20 protein-coding genes and 1 pseudogene are annotated in these 20423 nt (G+C 60.4%); all 21 read left to right on the forward strand.

Going from position 1 to position 20423, the window contains the following annotated elements; translation table 11 throughout:
* Nucleotides 1–3: 3 nt before the first annotated feature.
* The 21 genes and pseudogenes from ASD71_RS03840 to ASD71_RS03945 all read left to right on the forward strand — a co-directional run bounded on the left by ASD71_RS03840 (nucleotide 4) and on the right by ASD71_RS03945 (nucleotide 20418).
* The gene (locus tag ASD71_RS03840; protein ID WP_056560018.1) at nucleotides 4–621 is read left to right on the forward strand and encodes a TrbM/KikA/MpfK family conjugal transfer protein; all 618 of its coding nucleotides are present in this window, start codon (nucleotides 4–6) and stop codon (nucleotides 619–621) included.
* Nucleotides 622–624: 3 nt separating this feature from the next.
* A complete protein-coding gene (locus ASD71_RS03845) occupies nucleotides 625–1290 on the forward strand; it encodes a lytic transglycosylase domain-containing protein (RefSeq protein ID WP_082578776.1) in 666 nt (221 codons plus the stop codon).
* A 108-nt stretch (nucleotides 1291–1398) separates the two neighbouring features.
* Complete coding sequence (locus tag ASD71_RS03850; RefSeq protein ID WP_056560022.1) at nucleotides 1399–1728, forward strand: TrbC/VirB2 family protein; 330 nt, start codon at nucleotides 1399–1401, stop codon at nucleotides 1726–1728.
* A complete protein-coding gene (locus ASD71_RS03855; protein ID WP_056560024.1) occupies nucleotides 1728–2129 on the forward strand; it encodes a type IV secretion system protein VirB3 in 402 nt (133 codons plus the stop codon). Before ASD71_RS03850 ends, ASD71_RS03855 begins: the two co-directional genes overlap by 1 nt.
* Nucleotides 2126–4612: a VirB4 family type IV secretion/conjugal transfer ATPase gene (locus tag ASD71_RS03860; protein ID WP_082578777.1), complete on the forward strand. Its 2487-nt coding sequence runs from the start codon at nucleotides 2126–2128 to the stop codon at nucleotides 4610–4612. The genes ASD71_RS03855 and ASD71_RS03860 overlap by 4 nt, the downstream gene beginning before the upstream one ends.
* A gap of 2 nt (nucleotides 4613–4614) precedes the next feature.
* A complete protein-coding gene (virB5, locus tag ASD71_RS03865) occupies nucleotides 4615–5364 on the forward strand; it encodes a P-type DNA transfer protein VirB5 (RefSeq protein WP_056560026.1) in 750 nt (249 codons plus the stop codon).
* Entirely contained in the window at nucleotides 5364–6254 is an 891-nt protein-coding gene (locus ASD71_RS03870; RefSeq protein ID WP_056560028.1) for a type IV secretion system protein, read from the forward strand. Before virB5 ends, ASD71_RS03870 begins: the two co-directional genes overlap by 1 nt.
* A gap of 36 nt (nucleotides 6255–6290) precedes the next feature.
* The gene (locus tag ASD71_RS27895; RefSeq protein WP_156395068.1) at nucleotides 6291–6623 is read left to right on the forward strand and encodes a hypothetical protein; all 333 of its coding nucleotides are present in this window, start codon (nucleotides 6291–6293) and stop codon (nucleotides 6621–6623) included.
* 231 nt (nucleotides 6624–6854) lie between these two features.
* Nucleotides 6855–7550 (forward strand): virB8 family protein, encoded by a 696-nt coding sequence (locus ASD71_RS03875; protein ID WP_056560050.1) that lies wholly within the window; start codon nucleotides 6855–6857, stop codon nucleotides 7548–7550.
* Nucleotides 7551–7555: 5 nt separating this feature from the next.
* Nucleotides 7556–8143 (forward strand): hypothetical protein, encoded by a 588-nt coding sequence (locus ASD71_RS03880; protein WP_056560051.1) that lies wholly within the window; start codon nucleotides 7556–7558, stop codon nucleotides 8141–8143.
* Entirely contained in the window at nucleotides 8140–8958 is an 819-nt protein-coding gene (locus ASD71_RS03885) for a TrbG/VirB9 family P-type conjugative transfer protein (RefSeq protein ID WP_056560052.1), read from the forward strand. Before ASD71_RS03880 ends, ASD71_RS03885 begins: the two co-directional genes overlap by 4 nt.
* A complete protein-coding gene (gene virB10, locus ASD71_RS03890; RefSeq protein WP_056560053.1) occupies nucleotides 8955–10121 on the forward strand; it encodes a type IV secretion system protein VirB10 in 1167 nt (388 codons plus the stop codon). The genes ASD71_RS03885 and virB10 overlap by 4 nt, the downstream gene beginning before the upstream one ends.
* Before the next feature lie 115 nt (nucleotides 10122–10236).
* Nucleotides 10237–11256, forward strand: a complete 1020-nt coding sequence (virB11, locus tag ASD71_RS03895) for a P-type DNA transfer ATPase VirB11 (protein ID WP_056560054.1) — start codon at nucleotides 10237–10239, stop codon at nucleotides 11254–11256.
* A gap of 391 nt (nucleotides 11257–11647) precedes the next feature.
* Nucleotides 11648–12325, forward strand: coding sequence for a hypothetical protein (locus ASD71_RS03900; protein WP_056560055.1), 678 nt, complete (start codon nucleotides 11648–11650; stop codon nucleotides 12323–12325).
* 626 nt (nucleotides 12326–12951) lie between these two features.
* Nucleotides 12952–13221 carry a hypothetical protein gene (locus ASD71_RS03910; protein WP_056560060.1) on the forward strand — a complete coding sequence of 90 codons (270 nt, stop codon included), beginning with the start codon at nucleotides 12952–12954 and terminating at the stop codon, nucleotides 13219–13221.
* A 64-nt stretch (nucleotides 13222–13285) separates the two neighbouring features.
* A complete protein-coding gene (locus ASD71_RS03915; RefSeq protein ID WP_156395069.1) occupies nucleotides 13286–14335 on the forward strand; it encodes a helix-turn-helix domain-containing protein in 1050 nt (349 codons plus the stop codon).
* Between the two features lie 383 nt (nucleotides 14336–14718).
* A pseudogene (locus ASD71_RS03920) lies at nucleotides 14719–15690 on the forward strand (IS110 family transposase).
* A gap of 550 nt (nucleotides 15691–16240) precedes the next feature.
* Nucleotides 16241–17119 carry a hypothetical protein gene (locus ASD71_RS03925; RefSeq protein ID WP_056560062.1) on the forward strand — a complete coding sequence of 293 codons (879 nt, stop codon included), beginning with the start codon at nucleotides 16241–16243 and terminating at the stop codon, nucleotides 17117–17119.
* A 40-nt stretch (nucleotides 17120–17159) separates the two neighbouring features.
* Nucleotides 17160–17591, forward strand: coding sequence for a hypothetical protein (locus tag ASD71_RS03930; RefSeq protein WP_156395070.1), 432 nt, complete (start codon nucleotides 17160–17162; stop codon nucleotides 17589–17591).
* A 10-nt stretch (nucleotides 17592–17601) separates the two neighbouring features.
* On the forward strand, nucleotides 17602–18309 hold the full coding sequence (gene stbB / locus ASD71_RS03935; RefSeq protein WP_056560064.1) for a StbB family protein: 708 nt from the start codon (nucleotides 17602–17604) through the stop codon (nucleotides 18307–18309).
* Nucleotides 18310–18789: 480 nt separating this feature from the next.
* Nucleotides 18790–20418, forward strand: a complete 1629-nt coding sequence (locus ASD71_RS03945) for a type IV secretion system DNA-binding domain-containing protein (RefSeq protein WP_056560072.1) — start codon at nucleotides 18790–18792, stop codon at nucleotides 20416–20418.
* Nucleotides 20419–20423 lie beyond the last annotated feature (5 nt).

Below are 20423 nucleotides of genomic sequence, written 5' to 3' on the forward strand. Positions count from 1 at the left end.
AATATGCGGTCTTTTCGCCGCCTGCTGACAATATTCCTCGTGGCGCTCTACCCTGCGCTTCCTTCGGTTGCTACCGCGCAGGGGACTGGTGATTTCGATCTGCTTGAGGGTGAAAAGAGGCTCGCTTGCGAGGCATTGATTTGCCTCTCCAGCGGGAATCGGCCCTCGGAATGCGACCCCGCGCTGTCGCACTTCTACGGGATCAAGAAGAAAAAGCTCTCCGACACATTGGATGCACGGCATGACTTTTTGTCGCTATGCCCGTCATCCAATCAATCCAAAGAAATGGCGTCTCTTGCTGACGCCATCGCTCGGGGCGCGGGTCGCTGCGATGCGGCCGCATTAAACGCGGGTCTGGGCGCGTGGCGGGGAACCGGCGACGATGGTTATCCGATCATTAGCAACAAGCGACCGGGGTACTGCAGCGTCTACGCTTCGCATGAGTACACAGCCTTTGATGACGACCTACCCCGCTATGTGGGCACGCCGGAAGAGCACGGCTACTGGGTCGAAGCGAAGGACTACGACCTGGAACTGGCCAAGTACGAAAAGGCACTTGCCGAGCGCAAAGAGCGTGAACAAAGCGACAAGGGCCCGGGCTTTGGCATGGTGGGGAATTGAAGCATGGACTTTCCCACCCTCGCCCGGCAATGCGCGCCTGACGTGCATATCAGTACGCTGAGCGCTGTAGTGCGACACGAGTCAGCCTTCAACCCGCTCGCCATTGGTGTCAACGCCAGACCGCATGTAAGCATCCGCCCGAAGTCCAAGGAGGAGGCAATCCAGGCTGTGCGCGATCTGATGGCTAAAGGCGTGGATTTCGACGTCGGCTACGGCCAGATCAATGTGCGGAACTGGAAGTGGCTCGGTGTCACACCCGAGAGCATCTTCGACCCGTGCGTCAACCTTGCATCTGCCCAGCGCGTCCTCGTTGATTGCTACAAGCGCGCCGCCAAGCTGCACGGCCCCGGACAGAACGCGCTGTATGCGGCATTCAGTTGCTACAACACGGGCAACCTGACCTCGGGCTTCAGGAATGGCTATGTCGGCAAGGTCATCGCCGGCGCTGGCCTGGCTGTACCGGCCATCGTGAAGGAGGGCGGCGCGCCCGCCAATGCTGACACCAAGACGCGTAGCCCCCCGCGTCCAAAGCCGTCCAAACCCGATGCCTTTCAGAAGTCGCGCGACGACGCTTTTGTGGCGCCGCGCAAAGACGCATTCGAACCGCGCCCAGATGCCACATTCGGCAGGCCGATCCCAACGCCGTCCTCGCGCCTGCCGGCGCAGTAGAAGCGCATCCCTCGCCAGTGTTTAACAGTTAAACACCGGCCCTCTCATCTACCTCAACGAATGCCGCCCCGCTCATCAGCCGGGTGGCGTCACCCATTGGAGTTTCAAATGACCGCAGCATCCAATATCTCCCCTGGCGACTCGCAGCCCAAGAGCTGCAGCACGCTTGTCGCCCTGGCATACGCGACCCTTGCATTGCTCCTCCTGCTCCAACCGGAACTGGCGATGGCGCAGTTCGAGAAGGCCACCACTACCGTGCAGAAGGTCAAAGACTGGCTGTGGCTCATCATCCCCGTCATCGGCCTTGTTTCCGCCGGCATTATCGGCATCCTTTATTCGTTCGACGTGATTCGCAAGGAAACCGCCTATCAGTGGGCAGTGGGTATCGTCTTTTCCGGTGCCATCGCCGGCGGCATCATTAAGCTGGTCTTCGGTTGATGGCCACCTCGCCCAAGCAAAAGGCCAAAGCCCCACCTGCAGCCGCCCCAGTCGCGGTGGGGTCGCACGCCCCCCCCAACCGCTTCCCCCTTTTCAAGGGTGCCACCCGCGTCGCCACCGTCCCCGGGGGAGTGCCCACACGGGCATTTGCTGGACTGGTCTTTGTGACCGTCACCGCCGCTTCATTCACGCTGTGGGGCTGGCTGCTCTTTCCCGTCCTTTATCCAGTGATGGCCATTCTGAGCCGCCATGATGACCGCGCCTTCTGGATCTGGGAGCTTTGGGTCAAGACGAAGTTCTTGGCTAAGAACATGCGCTTTTGGGGTGCGATATCCCTCACGCCAACACCCTACAGCCGGCGGCGCCCATGGGCCCGCTGGCTCGGAGTACACGACCGATGAAACAACAATCCATCGTGACGTTGCCGGCGTATGAGCCGCCGGTCAGCACGTACGTTCCCTACTCGCATCACGTCACGCCCACCATCATCGCAACCCGCGACTGGGAGTACCTCTCGGTCTGGCGCATCGACGGGCGCACCTTTCAAGGCTACAGCGATGAGGAGCACTACCGCTGGGTCGAGGAGCTCAACAACGTGTTCCGGGGGTTCCCAACGGGATTCGGGATCTGGTCGCACCTTGTCCGTCGCAGGGTCTTCGAGTACCCCGAAAGCGACTATCCGGACCAGTTCTCCCGCGATCACGATGCCGCGTATCGCAAGGTCTTCGCCGGTAAGCCGCCGATGATCAATGAGATGTACTTGACCGTACTGACACGGGCGCAGATCGATCCCGCCTTGCGCTTGCTGTCTAACTTCGAAAAGCGAACGGCGCGCTCGGCGCTTGCGTGGCAGAACCAGGCGATCGAACAGCTCGATGACGTCAACCGCAAACTTCGCGGATCGCTCAAGCTCTATTCACCGGAGCTGCTAACTATTGTCGAGCGGGAGTCTCCGCACGACATAGGCGGCGAGGAGTCTCCGCATGACATGAGCGGCGAGGAGGCTCCGCGCCGGAAATCGCGGTTCTCAGAACCGGCTGAATTCCTCGGCTTTCTGCTCAACGGCAAGATGCAGCCGGTGCCGTTGGTGAACGCGCGCCTGTACAACTATCTGCCCACCAGTCGTCAGTTCTTCTCCACGCATGGCGAACTCGCCGAGATGCGGGGGCCTGACTGGACACGCCGCTACGTGATGCTGGAACTTCGGGAGTACTCCAACAACACCAAAGCCGGCCACCTGAACTGCCTACTCAACCAGCCGCACGAGTTTGTGCTGGCGCAGTCCTTTGGCGCGATGTCCAAGCCTGATGGGCTCAAGGCGCTTTCGCGTCAGATCAAGTGGCTGGAAGACTCGGGCGACTACTCGGCGTCACAGATCGAAGATCTGAAGAAGGCCCGTGACGAGCTGGCCGCGGGTCGCTTTGTCATGGGAGACCACCACGCCACCATCCAGGTGTTCGGCGAAGACAGCGAGAGTGCCCTACGGGCTGCTGCGAGTATCAGCGGTGCGCTGGCTGACGAAGAGATCATCGGTCGTCTGTGTGATCGGTCTTCCTTGGCCGCGTGGGCCGCCCAGTTCCCGGGCAACTGGAAATGGCGCCCTCGCCCGGCACCGATCACCTCGCTGAACTTCTTGAGCTTTTCCTCGATGCACAACTACCTCTTCGGAAAGCCCGCAGGAAATCCGTGGGGGCCGGCGGTCACGATGCTCAAGACGACGGGCGGCACGCCTTACTACTTGAACTTTCACGCCTCGCTTCAGGACGTTGACGAAACCGGCAAACGCCGCCTCGGGAACACGTCCATCATCGGCCAGTCCGGCGCCGGCAAGACGGTCCTCTTGGGTCATCTGATCACCCAGGCACGCAAGTTCGACTACACGGGCATCGTGTTCGACAAGGATCGCGGCATGCAGGTGACCGTCATGGCGATGGGCGGCAAGTATTTCCCGCTGCGCCTGGGCGTGAAAACCGGCTGGAACTACCTGCAACTGCCTGACACCGCTTCAAACGTCGCGTTCATGGCCAGCATGACGAAGCTGTTGGGGGCAAACGGGGACGAGGAGGCCAGTCCTTCCGAGCAGAAGCAAATCGCCATGGCCGTCAACCAGCTTGTGAAGCACATCGACCTGGAGGATCGATGCCTGTCCAACTTGGTTAATTTTCTCCCCGCCGCGCCTGCACCTGAAGGTCAGCTGAGCCTGAAAGAGCGCCTCAAACGCTGGTGCGTGGGCGGCGAGTATGGGTGGTTGTTCGACAACCCCAAAGACGAACTTGACCTGGCGGCTAACAACCTCTTTGGCTTTGACTTGACGGAGTTCCTCGAACAAGGCCCCGTCCGTGACGCAGCAATAACGTACTTGCTTTACCGAACGGACCAGATGATGGACGGGCGGCGAATCGCCCTTTTCTTTGACGAAGTTCAGCACCCTCTAAAAGTGCCCTACTTCCAGGCGTCGATGCAGGATGCCAGCCGCACGGTTCGTAAGAAAAACGGCGTCCTGGTCTTCGCGACGCAGGAGCCCGCCGCGATCCTGGAGAACCCTGTAGGTCGCTCGCTTATTCAGCAGTCCGCGACCGCCATGTTTCTCGAGAATCCCAAGGCCACTGCCGAGGACTACGTTGACGGATTCAAGCTGTCTCCCGCTGTCTTCAAGATGGTCAAGGATCTGCCGCCGTTCAGCCGCCAGTTCGTCGTCAAACAAAACGAGTCTGCGGTCACGGCCGAACTGGACCTCGCCTCATGTCCCGAAGCGCTGCTGGTGTTCTCCGGATCCGAAGACCTGGCCGAAATCGCCGAAGCGGCAGTTGCCAAGCATGGTGACGACCCCGCCCTCTGGCTGCCCCACTACCTCAAGCTCGCCCAAGAGGCGACAAGGAGCTGATCATGTCCCAGACGCACACCCCCAACCACCGCCCGAACCGCGCCCTGCGCGCGCGGCTTACCGCATTCCTGGCTGCTGTCCTTCTCACCAACTCCCTGACGCCTGTCCACGCAAGTGGCATCCCGGTCGTGGACGCAGCGAGCATCATGGACCGCGCTCTCAAGCACGCCGAGACACTGGCCAAGTACGCGGAACAAATCACCATTCTCAGGAACCAGCTTGAAAGCCAGAAACGGCAGCTCGAAGCGCTCACGGGCACGCGTAACCTCGGCGATATCCTGAACAACCCGGCGATTCGCGATGCGCTGCCGGCAGATGCCCGGGATATTCTTCGCGCCTCCAACGGTGGTCTGGGTGGAATCTCGGACGTTGTAGAGCGCATTGAGCGCGAGGAACGGTTAACTGGCAACTACGAACAGGACAAAAAGAACCTGGACGCCCGTGCCGACAAGCTCGCCGTTCGCAGCCAGGCGATGATGGAGCAGACCCAGAAGGCGATGACTGCACGCGTCAAGCAGGTGGACCAGCTCCAGGCCAAGATCAATCAGGCACAGGATCCGAAGGCCATCGCTGACCTGCAGGCCCGGCTGCTCGTCGAGCAGGCGAACATCCAGGCCGACCAAACCCGAGCCGACATGCTCACCCGCCAGATTGAAGCGGAGCAGGCCCTGATGGAGCAGCAAGCCGAAAAGCTGGCAGACAGCTCCTTCAGCCTTGGTGCAATCCGCGCGCCGCTTCCTGGAGCGAGATAATGGCCACCACCGCGGTCAGTCTGGCCAGTCTTGGCGGGATCGCGAACTGGATCGACCAGTCGGTGACTAAGATGCTAACGAGCGTCATCACGCCAATGGTCGCGTCGGTCACCGCCAAACTATTGCCGTTCGTGTCCATTTCTCTGTCCGTCGCGCTGGTTTGGTACGGGTGGCTCATCTGCTCGGGCGCCATTCAAACTCCCGTCCTCCACGCATGTCGAAGAGTTGTCAACATCGCGATCATCGTGAGCATCGCCAGCGCAAATGGGCTGTACCAACAGCAGATTGTCGGCGTCATGCTGGACTTACCTACCTCCGTGGCTAAGGTGTTCACGGGCACCGTCAAAACTCCATCCGAAATGATGGACGACGCGGCGAACAATGGCGCAGAGATCGGCACACGGTTGCAGGAGCGCGCACCAAGCGGTCTCAAGAAAATAGCGCAGGCTTTCGTATTCGTCGTGGTCTCCGTAATCATTACGATCGTCTCGGCAGTTATGAGCGCAATCGGGATGCTCGTCTTGATTACGGTGAAGGTCGGCATGGGGCTGGTCGTAGTAGTAGGGCCGTTCTGCATCCTAGCTTTGCTTTTTGACGTCACTAAAGAGTTCTTCAAATCCTGGCTGCGGCAAGCCCTCTACTACTCGATATATGCAGGCCTATTTATGGTCATATTCATGTTCATCATGGGCATGTTCGGCATGCTGCAACAAGGACTGATTGATCTCACGAAGGCGGATCAGATAAACATCTTCTCCATGCTCACCGCGATCGTGTTTTTCATGATGTGTTCCAAGTACATGCTCGAACAGGTCTCCACCGTAGCGGCAAAGGTCACGGGCGGCGGTGGCGGCGGAATTTCCGTTCCGTTCCTCGGCAAGATCGGATAAAATTGATCAATAAATGCGCAAAGAGAGACTGAATCCATGCCTCCGATCACACCGCTGGGTAAGCCGCTATCCCAAAATGCGTTGATGAACTCGAGCGTGCCGCTTTCGCCCGCGTCGACAGTGGCCGCCGACCAGCCGATCTCTGCTTTTCAATGGGTCAGCCTGTTCAAAGCGGCATGGACCTGGATCGTCAGGCCTCTTTGGTACATCTGCTTTAAATGGCCCGCAATGATGGTCCTGCCTTCTGCCGCTTCGCGAGCCGGGCGGGAGGAAAGACTCAATAAGTTTTGGAAGGACCATAATCAACAGATGGACGACGAGTGGCGGCGTGAATACAACGACAGCCTAGATCGGGACCGCAACCGATAGGTTCAGTAGACGGTTCACTCCAGCACCAAATAGAAGTTCTCCAAGGCACAGCACTCGCTGTGCCTTTCTTATTCCGTCCCGCAGCTAGCGGGGCACGTCTGATCTAAATCCCCCATCTCTACGGAGAATCGATGAAGCACGCCATTCTGGCCGCGCTCGCCGCGGCACGCACTTTCACGCCCGTACGAAACGTGCGGCCCCTCAATCTCGTTCGGCAATCGGAGGACCGACATGTCCTTTGAAGACCCGAAGCTTTCGCTTCAGCAAGAGCTGGACAGAAACCGGAGCCTGGATCAAGACCTCCTCACGGAGGTCCTTTCATCCAGAGCGAAAGCATGGCGCGTGGCAGTTGGCGCATTCGTGCTGGCGTTCCTGGCGGTCGGCGCCCTGGCCTCACTGTTGCTGAGCTACACGCCCCAGCCACCTTATGTCGTGCGGGTCAACGATGCGACCGGCGAGGTGGAAAACGTATCCCAGCTCGGCGACGCACAGGAGGACTATGGCCCTCGGATCGCGCGCTACTTCGTCACTCAGTACGTGTTGTCGTGCGAAGGCTACGACTGGCGCACCCTGCAAAACATGTACGACCGCTGCGGACTGTTCAGCTCGCCGGACGTGCAACAGCAGTACCACGCCAAGTTTGAAGACGACCCCAGGACCGGCCGGGAAGCCCTGGACAAGAAGTATGGGGAGCACACACGCCTGGTCATCAACGTGCGGTCGATCACTCCGGGACCCAACCAGACCGCCACGGTCCGGTTTACACGCAGCGAGATGGGCCCCCAGCGCTCACCTAACACTGAGCAGTTCATCGCCACCATCGCCTACAGGTTTGTCAACGCGCCGATGCCGGAAAGCGTGATCCGCGACAACCCGTTGGGCTTTCAAGTCATTTCCTACTCGACCGCTGTCGAAACGCTGAGGTAATCGTCATGCAAAAAGCACAGATCAACGAACTCGCCCGCCGCCTCGAAGATGCAGGGCGCATGAGCAACGCAGAGCGCACGGCACTGTTGCGCGACATCGAACGGTACGCGAAGAGCGATCTCTACGGCGCCGCGCGTCTCTGCAAGGACCATCTTCACAAGGACGCGAACCTTCGTCTTCCCACGCCTGTCTTGGCTGCCGATCGTATCGGCAAGCACTTTGAAGAGCGCATCCGCGAAGCGCGTCGGCCCGTGGAGCTGTACGGCGAGCAGGACCGGCAAATCCGTCAGCCGGAAGATGGGCGCGAGTACAAGGGTCCGATAGTAGGCACAACGCCAAACTGCTTGATCCAGCGTGACAACGAAACGGGGGACCTCATCGTCCATGCCCGCAACACGCTGAACCGATCCTTTGAGATGAGCGGAAAGGAAGAGGCGCTCGCCATCAGCTACCCCTTCAAGGCGGTAGGCGGCGTGGGCCTGGTGCGCGACGCTGACCACGACAAGCAGGCGGGGATGGGGATGGACCATCAACGTACGGACGAGTCGGCGCGCCAACGTGAAAGCAACCTCGAGATGGGACACGCCCGATGAACATCCGCTTCAGGCCTTTGGCCGTGGCGGTGCTGTCGGTCGCGCTTTGCGCGGCCGCAGCGCCTGCCTGGTCGCTTGACCGACCTGCAGCTTCGCCCAAGGATCAGCGAATCCGCTGGACGGACTATGACGCCGCCGACGTCATTCAGGTCGATACAACGCTTGGTGTGGCCACTCAAGTCCAACTGAACGATGATGAGGACTACGTGACGCACGCCTTTGGCGATTCGGCGGCGTACGACTTCCAGCAAGTGGGCAAGCACCTCTTGCTCAAGCCCATCGTCGAGCAAGCCGACACCAACCTCCTTTACATCACCACCAAGCGAAACTACTCGTTCCTGCTGAAGTATGAAAAGGCGCGTAAGAACGGCGGCGTCTTTCGCGTGGTACTGCGTTATCCCGAACTGGAGCAGGCAAAATCTGCGGCCCAGGAGCAGCGCGACCGCGTGCAGCGCGATCTGGCCACTGCCGACGTCGCGATCAACTGGCAGGCCTATTCGATGAGCGGCGACACCAGCCTGGCGCCGGTCGCCGCATGGGATGACGGCGCGCAGACATGGCTTCGGTTTGCTCCTGGACAGGATCTGCCTGCGATCTATTTCGTAGACGCTGACGGCCAGGAAGTGATCGTGAACCGGCATATGGAGGACGAGCAGACCGTCGTGCTTCATCGGGTCGCTAAGCGCTGGCATTTGCGTATTGGAAACCAGGTCTTGGCCGTCCACAACGACGGGGCGCCCGTTACACGCAGTCTGGCCACCGGTACCGTCTCGCCGCAGGTCGAGCGCGTCATTCGTGAGGAAACTGCGCCATGAATCTCTTCAAAAGGCGAAAAAAACCCGGTCAAACCATAGACGCGGTGGCGGAGATCGAAGAGCACCAGGCGCAGATCGAGGGCCGCGGCCGCCCGGACCTGTCGGGTACTGCAAGGCCGATGCAACAGGGTGCGAAGGCCTTCATGTGGCTCATCACGTTGATGGCGTTGATGGTGATCGCCACGATGGGTTGGCGAGCATTCAGTACGCCTGCCGCCGAAGAGGCCGCACCGGCGATGCAAGCCAAGATCGAGAACGTGCTTCCCGGTCTGAAGCTCCGACCCGATCCACCACCACCCCCGCCAGCCCCGCCAGAGCCGCCTGAATCGGCGCCCACGGTGCCCGGGCCGGAAGGCAAGACGGAGCAGAAAGGCACGCTTTCAAACCTGGCAGAGACCGTTGCTGTCGATGCTGTCACACAACGGCGCCTTAGCAGCGGGCTGCGAAACAGCAAGGGAGAGGGGGACCAGCCCTCTGCTCAGCAAAGCTCATCCCAGCCGGAGCCTCGCGAAGCGGACAGCGGCCCGATGGCCGGCAAGCTCACCCCTATGAAGCTCTCCGCTTCTCGGGCTGGCCTGGTTGGCAATCGAGACATGTTGATCACGCAAGGATCAATGATCGATTGTGTGCAGGAAACCAAGCTCGTGACTGCGCAGGCGGGCATGCTCAGCTGCTTTGCGCCGCACGATATCCGCTCGACGAGCGGCCGCGTGGTGCTGATCGACAAGGGGACGCGATTCATCGGCTATCAGCAAGGTGTATTGGCACAAGGCCAGCCGCGTGTCGGCGTAGTGTGGTCACGTCTCGAAACTCCCAAGGGCGTCGTCATCCAGCTAGATTCTCCGGGCACGGGCCCCCTGGGTGAGGCAGGCTTGGATGGCTTCATCGACACGCACTTCGCTGAGCGATTCGGCGGAGCCATCATGGTCAGCTTGATCAGCGATTTGGGTACGTGGGCAACCTCGCGTGGCAGCAGCGACAACAGCCAGGTCCAGTTCAATACCACGGGCGAGGCGGCCACAAACGCAGTAACCACCGTGCTCGACAACACCATCAACATCCCGCCGACGCTTTACCGCAACCAGGGCGGCCGGCTGGGAATTTATGTCGCTCGAGATCTGGACTTCAGCTCGGTCTACACGCTCAGATCCGTCGCTCGGTAGCAGCGCGGTCGCGCGCCGCTACTGACGCCTCGCGCACAGACACCTCTTACTCGACCAAGCGCCTGGCCCCCTGACCATTCGGTCGCGGGTCCAGCGTACATTGACTAGGCATCCCATGAAAGATTCCCGCAACACATCGCCCATCGACTCGGACGGCCGTGACACGGCGTTACGCCAGATGATGCGACCCATCTCCGGCTACATGGCAGATGACGCCGTCCGCGAGATCACCATTACGCGGCCCGGCGTGATCTTTACGCGCTCTCACGGGCAATGGCACGAGCGCCATGATCCGAAGCTGACGTTCAGCTTCCTGGAAGCGCTGGTGTCGGCTATGGCCAGCTATAACAACGTCAACTTCAGCCCCATCATGTCGCTGCTGCTGCCCGACGGTGAGCGCGCTCAGGTGGCCCAGCCGCCGGCCGTGATCGACGGCTCGCTTTCGATCAACATTCGCAAGCACAGCAGTGAGGTTAGGACGCTGGACGAGTACGAAGCGGACGGTGCTTTCGACAACTGGGTGAACGTCAGCGGCGCGGTGGCCAATATGGATGCGCTCTCGCCGCAAGATCTGGAACTGTTGGAAATCTTGGAAAGCCGGGACATGCTGACATTCTTGAAGAAGGCAGTCCTTTACTGCCGCAACATCATCATCTCCGGGAAGACCGGTTCGGGAAAAACAACGGTTGCGCGCAGCCTCATTGAGTGTGTGCCCACGACTGAGCGGTTGCTAACTATCGAAGACGTCCATGAGCTTTTCCTGCCCAACCATCCTAATCGTGTGCACATGATCTACGGGGCCGGCGCTGGCCGAATGTCTGCCACGGACTGCATCGCGGCGGCCATGCGGAGCTCACCTGATCGGATCTTCCTGTCTGAACTGCGCGGTCCGGAGGCATGGGATTCCCTGAATGCGCTCAATACCGGCCACCCCGGATCGGTAACGACCACGCACGCCAACAATGCACGCGGCGCTTATGACCGTGTGGCGCTGCTGGTCAAGCGATCCGTCGCAGGGAATCAAATGGATCTCGACACCATTCGCCAGTACCTATTCTCGACGTTGGACATTTCCCTTTACTTCGCCAACTACAAACTGGTGGAGGTCTACTTCAATCCAGGGCGTGTCATATGACCAAAGGCGTTGACCTCCGGGTTCCATTCATATCGCCGGTAGGGCTGCCAGGTGTTCTGCGGCTCCGGCACGAATGCAGCAACGGAAAAACCGCACTTCTTTCCATGGAGTGCCGTGACATGCTTGGCGGGCCGACTGGATCCGCATCCCTTACCACTGCCGACATGCACCAACTTGTAGACGGATTGATGGAAGCGATCCACGCCATCGAACGCGAAGACCGGCTCTCAAGCTAACCCTCGCCAGAGCCCGTTTTTGGGCGCCTACCGCAGACGAGCACTGTTCAGCGCACGTTCTCTGTCCGGCCGTCCATGCACCCAAGTGCGTTTCAACGCTTTTTCCTTGTCCCTCCTCCTGCACCAAACGGCCCTCGCTAGCCGTGGAGAAAACCATGTTGAACAAGATCAAAAACCCCCTCATGTTCTGGCCAAGCCCAGCCGCGCTCGCATTGCTGCTCGTCTTCGCCGTGGGCACGGCCTTCGGCCTGCCGATGGTCGGCTTCGGAGCATGCGTGGCTAGTTTCGGCTTTATCTCGTACTTCGTCGCGGCGAACTATGACCGCCAGCTCGGAGTGCGCATTACGCAACCGCAACCTTGGGAATGGATAGTCCACGTGAATGGGGTCGAGGTCGGGACTATCCGCGATGTGGATTACGCCGCCATCCTGAGGAAAGTCCTACGCGACGACTACGTGGCAATCGATCAGCTGGCTTCTTTCCTGAAATGGGCTATAGCCATTGCCGCAAAGACAATGATCTACGTGCCCGTGATGGTGTTCTGGACGCTCGCGCTCATCGCTGCTGCCTTGCCCGATGAACTCGTGCCGTTCTTGCAAAAATTGTCTGCCGAGTGGCACGCCCGTCCGTCTGACGGCGTATTGCTGGGCAACATTATTGGCGTTATGGGTGTGTTTTCCGTTTTCTCTGCGTTCCTCACCACGCCAGCGCGCTCGCGGTGCTACACGCAAGCCGTCAACCTCTTGATACGCCAACATTTCGACATGCCTGCTGACGGAAGTGTGTGGGTTTATCGGATGCCTGCGCGAGGGACTCATGCGAGCGGCATATGAGAAGTTGCGGAAAGTGGTGCGTGGCAAGGCTACTCCTGGCAGCTTCAAAGGAGCACTGCGGCCGCACACCGAAGCGCTAGCGCTCGATGTCATCGATCCGCGCATCCGTGCGCTGGTGGCGGTGTTCAACGTCGACGGTGTCGTCTCATCAGTAAGCAGCTGCGAAGGGCATCGGCTGTGGTGCCTGCCGACGCGTCGAACGCCGTTCGTTATGTTCCGTACGGACGTCGCTCGAGCCGCGCGCCTTGCGGACAGAATCCTCTTGGACTACGGGCAGGGGTGCGAGCTGCAGCACTACTGGAGAATTGACGCGACGTTCAATGCTGACGGCGGCCTCGTCTTCTCTCTTCACAGTCCGGACCGACGATTCAAACGCCGAAAGCTGGACGCTGACATCTTGCGTCTCACGCAGTGGGTGCGGGACGCCTTTCGAAGCCAACCGTCCGAGCACGCTCGAAGTCTCGGCTGAGCTCGAGGCGCCAGTCCTAGCGAGCGCCGCCCGATTGCGGCCGGCGCGCGCTCTGTCCTCTCATTTTCCTAATTCCAGCGCACCCTCTACTCGGGGCTAGCGCCGCCGTCGGTCGACCATTCCACCGTCCCGACGCCATTTCCTCCCGGAGACTTCCATGACCCGAGCGAACCGCCAACGCGGCGCGCAGGAAGCACGCACCCGCATGGCTTACAAGATCATGCAAAGCGTCTTCGACCGCTGCCGCGCCGAAGGCCTCAGCGCCGAACAAACCCACCAGGCCATCAAGGACGCCTACCCCTGGGGCGAGCGCCGCGCGTGGCCCTACAAGGCGTGGCTGATGGCCCGCCGCGAGTTCTATGAAGCACACGGCCTGCCCCTGCGGGCCCGCCGCACCATCGCTGAATCACTGGAGACGGACTCGTGACCGGCACGCTGTACCAGCAAGACCCATTACCCGGCAATAACTCGCAGCAACGCAAGGGGCGAACATGAGCGTCGAAGCATCCAAATGGGCCAGAATGGCCGACGTCCAGAAATCCTCATCCAAGCTCGTGTTGCTGAACCTGGCACAGCTCGTTCGTTACGATGCCGACCACTGGACGGTTTTCGCATCGATCGACTACCTGGCCAAAGTCACCCATCTGAATCGCAAGACGGTTATCGAAGCCCTCGGCCGCCTTCGCGATTTGGGCGCGATCCAGGACACAGGGCGACGAGCGGGCGACAACCGTAGCAGCATCATTTATCGCTTGTGCCCGAATGCAGTCCCCCTGATCGACCTTGCGGCCTCTGGTGCCGTCGCCGGCGGCGAATCGCAGTCGACGCAGCAAGATCTCGCGCTGCAGGACGGGCTTGAGCTTGAGGATGGGATTGTGCCGCTGGCAGCTCCGGAGGGCGACCGCGGGGCGAATGCCGGCCAAAGCGAGCCGTCAGAGCGGGATGGATCCGCGATCGACGAATCGCTGTTTCCTCCCAAGGGCGACGCCTCGTCGCCGCACTGCGAGGGGACCGACGCGACATTCCTTCCCACGGGCGGGTCAATCGATGCAGCGGGCACTCGCGTCAACGCTGGCGGTCCTCCTACTTCCGATGCCACACGGCATATGCCCACCAGCAGAGCAGCGAAGGGGGGCAGGCGAAAAGGGCGACGACGCGAGCCTGATGGGCACCCGGCCGGCGCCGGCCCCACCCGGCTTCCAGCAACCTGGACCCTGCCGGAGCGGTGGCGAAGTTGGACGCAGGAGCAGCGGCCGCTCTGGACGCAGGAGAAGATCGACGCAATGGCCGCCACCTTCAGCGCCTACATGCGGTCCAGGCCCGGAGAACTGGGCATGTCACCCGACTGGTTCGAGTCATGGCGGCTCTGGGTTTTCCGGGAACGCGACGCCGGAGAGACGGCGGGCACTGCCTGGCAGAACAGTTGGACCGGCATCGTGGCCACCGGCAAGAAGCTCGGCGTTGAGCAGGCTCCGAACGAGCCGCCGCCCCATTTCAAGGCGCGCGTATTCCTCGCCGCCGGACTCGTGCCGTCCCATTAAAAGTTGTCCACAGCCTGGACCCATATCGGGACCAGTCCCAGATTTGGGCCTAGCCCGGAAAGTGTTTTTGCCCGTCCCAATTTGTTCGTTCGCCAGTACCGAAAACGGCTTTATGCCAGTGCCGAAAACGGTACCCAATAGGTATATATAGGTTTTATAGGTTTTAGAGAGAGTCGCGCGCGAGGCGCTGGCTCGTCGCGAACGCCGATCCGCCTACCCTTGTATCTTGGGAACGGTGACGGTTTGGCAAATCTCGTGCAGTCCGAATTCATTACCCTGGGGCTTACAGCCCGCACCGGAGTACTGGGCGCACGAGCTCTGCCACTCATCAAAAGCCCGAACAGTTGACCGACCCAAATTCGCATGTACAAGGAGGGGCAATGATGGCTACGCCGAACCGAAATCTCGCTACTCACGCTGTTGGTATTGACGTCTCAAAGGCGACGTTGGACATTGCTGTTGGCCCTGGGAACATCGCCTTCACAATTCCCAACAACCAAGTCGGCTTTGATATCTTGCAGAAAAGGCTCGAAGCTCTCGAAATAGCGATCGTTGTCATGGAGGCTACTGGCGGCTTCGAGGCGCCAGTAGCTTGTGCACTGCAGACCGCAGGCTACTGCGTCGCTGTTATCAATCCCAGGCAAGCACGCGACTTCGCACGGGCCATGGGCCAGCTTGCGAAGACCGATCGTATTGACGCAAACGTGCTCGCTCAATTGGGCGACGTCATAGAGCGGCATCCCGAACGGGCGAAATTCGTCAAACCACTGCCCACGTCTCAGCAGAAGGCATTAGCCGCGTTAGTTGCACGTCGCAGGCAACTGGTAGGGCTGTTAGGTCGCGAGCGCAATCGTCTATCACAGGCCCACGGTCTGATTCGAAGCAGCGTGCAGAACATCATCGACGTATTGACCGCCGAGCTCAAAAGCATCGAAGGCCATATGGCCAAACATGTCAAAACGCACTTTTCAGATCTTTCGACACTGCTTGCCAGCGTCAAGGGCATTTGAACCGCAACAATCGCCACGCTCATTGGCGAAATGCCGGAGCTAGGCCAATTGTCTCGCCGAAAAATTGGTGCTCTTGCCGGTGTAGTGCCCGTTAACCGCGACTCTGGAACCATGCGGGGAAAGAGAACAATTTTCGGCGGCCGAGGTAGCGTCCGACGCGTCCTATACATGGCCGCCCTAGTCGCATCTCGCTTCAATCCCGTTATCAAAGCGTTCTATTGTCGGCTCGTCGACGCTGGAAAGCCGAAAAAGGTTGCCCTTGTCGCGTGCATGCACAAGCTCCTAATCATCCTAAACGCCATGGTCCGATCGGGAAAACCATGGGCAGAACTTCCTGAGATTTAGCCAACGGAGAACTTGACTCTCAAGACAGTTACTCCGGTCGCTACGCTCCCTCCGCCCCGCCGCCTGCAGCGCCGGCCTGAACCCCTTAGCTTGAGTCCCCCTCCCCGCCGGCGCAATGCGCCGCCAGGCGGGGGAAAGACATCCCCCCCGGGCGTCGCGGGCCGTTGGCCTCGCCCCGCCCCGAGCGCCACGACCTGCCTGCTGAACACCGTCAACGCCACACCACCGCTGCAGCCCTCCGAGGCTACGCCGGTGTCTGCCGTGCGGGAGAAAGGTCCGTCCCCTTCCCGGCGAATCCGCCGGGTGGGGATCGGCACGCCCCAAAAGCGCGGGGGCTGCTGCCCCCCTGGCCGGCCGCCCGGCGGCGTCCGCGCTTCCGACCCCCCGGGGAACCGCAACGGTTCCCCCGCGCCCGCCCACGGGCGCGGCTCCCCCTCCTTCAACCCCACGGTTCTCCAGCCGGAGGGACGCCACCGCCAGCGTCAACTTAACCCCACGCCGGTGCACGGTCTTGACCGCTCCGGCACCATCACCCACCCGAGGAATCCACATGAAATTCTCCGACTGGAAGACCAAAATCCAGGCGATTCTCCGCCCCGCTCAGCACGAGCGCGCGCCGGCATCAAGCAATTTGCGCGGACTCGCCGCCGACACCGACCGCAAGCCGGTCGAGATCTCGATCGTCAGTACCGGCGAGCGATTTGTTCATGTCCCCGCGTTGGAAGACGCCGCACAGTCACGCGACCTGTCGCCCGACCCGTATTACGACGAACGCGAGCGTGACGCGGCCGACGAACTCCAACGCTGGGACGGAAAGTCCGTCCGCGATATCGATACAGAGCGCTTCTACGACTATCCGAGCTTCGAGACGCACACGGAGCTGCAGGCAAGCGTGCCCCTGAACGCCCGCGCAGAACTCTGGAATCCCGCTCCGGAAGATCCGGCCTATCGTTCCAGCATCACCGTGCTAGCCGTCGACAAGTCGGGGGAGTCTCTCGTCAAGAATTACGTGGTCGATGACTCTCGCAACGCCGAAGGGTGGTCCTATTCCGTCATGTCCACCGACCGAGCCGCCCAGCTCCTACGGAATTACGGCGCGGCCACAGATCTGACGCTCGGTACAGCCGAACGCCTCCAAAGTGGAACCGAGCTCGTGCAGGCGCCCATCATCGGTGCGACTTATCGCGGTGAGATCGTCTCCATCGAGGGCGACACTGCCTATCAAAGAGCCGAGCAAGGAATAGCAATCGCCCACAAGCTCGGAGCTTTGGCCGTCACGGACCCGCAGCAGTACGTGGGCAAGGAAGTCGAAATTAGCTACCCCTGCGGCAAAACCGGCCTACTACGCCAGGTCGACACTCTTGCGCTCGAAGCGACCGCTTTGCAAAAGCCGGGCGCTGAAAAGTCCGCAGGCGCCTTCGAGCGCTAGGCAAGCCTCTCGAACACCAGCAACGGTGTAGCGATTGATCATGGAAATAAAACACACATCGCGGCCCGACGGGCAGCCCGCCGCAGTTCAGCGGCTAAACAACCTGGCGGCCACAAACCGAAAGTCGAAGCTTCGCGAATTGCTCCCGACCCTGGACGCGCTGCAAAGACAGGGCGTTCCGTATAGCGAGATGGCCGCGGCCCTCGCCATGGAAGGGTTCGCACTGAAGGCTGAGTCGGTTCGCAAGGCCTTGATCCGCTGGCGCAAGCGTCAGATCGACGCTCCGCACCCCGGCACGGCACCGACGAATCCCCCACCGAACCATCGCTCCGGCGCCAAGCCGTACTCGAGTCCCCAAACGAAGCCGCCTGTGACGCCGGCGATCACAAGCAAGGCAGATCTTGTACGGCTTCGCATAGATTCGGATCCCATAGACCTCTACGAACTGGCCGAACTCGGCCGCAAGAAATAGGAAACGTCGCATGAAAATCGCAACCGTGAACTACTCCGGCTCCGTCGGCAAAACCGTCACGACCAGCCACCTCCTGGCCCCGCGCATCCCGGAAGCCGAAATCATCGCCGTTGAATCGACCAACGAGAGCGCGGCCGATCTCGGTCTGGATGTCGAACAGATGCGTGGCGGGCAATTCGGCCGCCTCTTTCGCAAGCTGCTGATGGCAGAAGCTGCAATCGTCGACGTCGGCGCATCCAACATCGAGGACTTTCTGGCCGAGCTGGTGAAGTACGACCAGGCGCATCTCGAGATCGACTACTTCGTCCTGCCCGTGGTCACTTCGGGTAAAGCGCAGCGGGAAACGATCAAGACGATTCAGGTTCTCGCGCAGATGGGCGTACCGGCGGACCGCGTGCGCGTGCTCTTCAATCGCGTCGATTCCGACGTGCGTGAGGAGTTCGCCGCCATCTTCGGATACGCCCAGCAGTCCGGCGACTTCCGGGCCAATCCGGAAGCAGCGATCTTTGATAACGAGGTATTCGATCTGCTGGCCAACAAACGCACCACGATCAAGGAGATCCTTGCCGACCCGCGCAATTACCGCCAGGAACTGCGCGAAGCTGATCGCGATGACGCCAAACTCATCAGCCATCTCAGCGACATGCACGCCCTACAGTCGCTGGCGCGTCCTGTTGACCGGCAGCTGGACAAGGCATTCGACGCCCTCTTCATGTAGGAGGCACTGTGACCGTAATTCCGCCCGAAAGCCCGGCCTCCTCCTCTGCTATCCCCCGCAGCAGGATGGAGCTTTTGTACCGCGACATGCTGCAGGAGAGCGCTCAACTTGTCGGACTGATGGAGCAGCTGACAGCACGGCAGGAGGGAATCGCCCAGGCTATGCAGGCGCTGCCCGCCACCGTGCGCCAAGCAGGCATGGAAGCAGCGGTCAATGCCGGTGGCCAAGCTGCCCGATCACTTCTTGAGGCAAGCCGCACACTGGCAAAGTCGACCTCAGATGCACGTATCGCGACGCGCGTTGCAACCCGAGCATTGCCCGCAGCCGCGTGGCGAGCTGGCGTGCTTTGCGGGGTATGCGCGCTCATCGGAAGCGGGTTCGGCGGGGCGTTGGTGGCCCTCGCACTTCACCACTAGCCCCCGCAGGCCCAAAGTCAACGGCGCCCCCGGGGCGCCTTATTCATTTTCCCAAAGGACTTTCATGGCACCCGACATACGCCGGCGAATCGTCAAGTTCGCAATCTTGTTCCTTCCGCTTTCAGCATGGCTGCTCACTGCCAAGCTCATGTCAGGCATTCCGTTCTCGCACATCACCTGGTTAGTGCTGTCTCACTGGGTCGTTTCCACGCCGGACTACACCGCTCTGATCGTCGCGCCGATCTTGGGCTTCGTCATCGCCCTTGCAGTGGCGCTTACGCTTAAACGGCACGCCACTAAAGCGGGCTTCGACGGCGCTGGCTACAAGATCCACATCCGCGGCACAGAAGCTGTACCGATCAAAGCCCTTCGCAAACTATGTAGGGAGCGGGGTAAGCAGCAGATCGATGTGGCAGGCGTGCCGATGCCCACCGACATTGAGAACCTGCACTTACTAGTAGCCGGAGCCACTGGTAGTGGCAAGTCTGTGTTACTGGGGGGCACGTTGCTGTCCACGCTCAAACGCGCCGATCGCGCGATCATCGTCGACCCAGACGGGGTGTTTTACAGCAGGTTTGGCCAGGCAGGAGACGTGATACTGAACCCCTATGATCAGCGGACAGAGGGATGGTCGTTTTTCAACGAGGTTCGCGCGGACTACGACTGGAAGCGACTAGCGCTTTCCATCGTTCCATTGGGTACAGACGCCAATGCGGAAGAATGGAATGGATATGGGCGCCTGCTGTTGCGGGAAACGGCACGAAAACTCTACGAGCTAGGAACGCCGTCCGTCGAGGAGCTATTCCGATGGACCACGATTGCGTCCGACAAAGACCTACGAACCTTCCTCGCCGGGACGCTGGCCGAATCCTTGTTCGCGGGCTCTACGGAAGCCAGCAAAGCACTGACCAGTGCTCGCTTCGTGCTTTCGAAGTATCTGGCGGAGCACATGAGCATGCCTGATGGAAAGTTCAGCATTCGTGACTGGATGGAGAACGGCACAGGATCGCTGTATATCACGTGGCGCGAGGATATGAAGGAGGCCATGAAGCCCCTGGTTTCTGCCTGGGTAGACGTGTTCGGTTCGTCGGTTTTGTCATTGCCGGAAAGTGAGGCGACGGCCTGGTGGATGAACCTGGAAGAACTCGCTTCTTTGGAAAAGTTGGCATCGCTCCAGGACGTCCTCACCAAAGGACGCAAGCATGGGGTCCGAGTAATCGCAAACTTGCAATCAGTCTCGCAGTTAACGGAAATTTATGGCCGGGAGATGGCAACTACACTGCGGGCCAGCTTCCGATCCTTGGTGGTCCTGGGCGGCTCGAAGACAGACTCCGAAACCGCCGAAGCGATGTCTCTAGCCTTAGGAGAGCATGAGGTTGCACGGCCCGAATATACCGACAGCCGCAATCCCGGTAGTGCTCGGAACACCAGCGAACGCATGGTTCGTTCCACGGAACGCGTGGTGACTCCAGCTCAAGTGCAGACCCTTCCAAACCTGACCGGCTGGATAGCATTCGCGGGAGATCGGCCGATCGCCAAATTCGTGCTCGAGCCACGCACCTACGCCGTTCGCAATGCAGCCTTTGTCGAGGCCAAGCGCAAGAGCGCACATCAAGTCGCGCACGGGAATGTTTCCCAGCCGCAGCCCTGGACCGACGTCGGCCTGCCCGAAGATCCGACCACGGCCGCATAACCATT

It is taken from the genome of Achromobacter sp. Root565 (genome assembly GCF_001427425.1).
GTDB lineage: Bacteria > Pseudomonadota > Gammaproteobacteria > Burkholderiales > Burkholderiaceae_B > Achromobacter > Achromobacter spanius_D.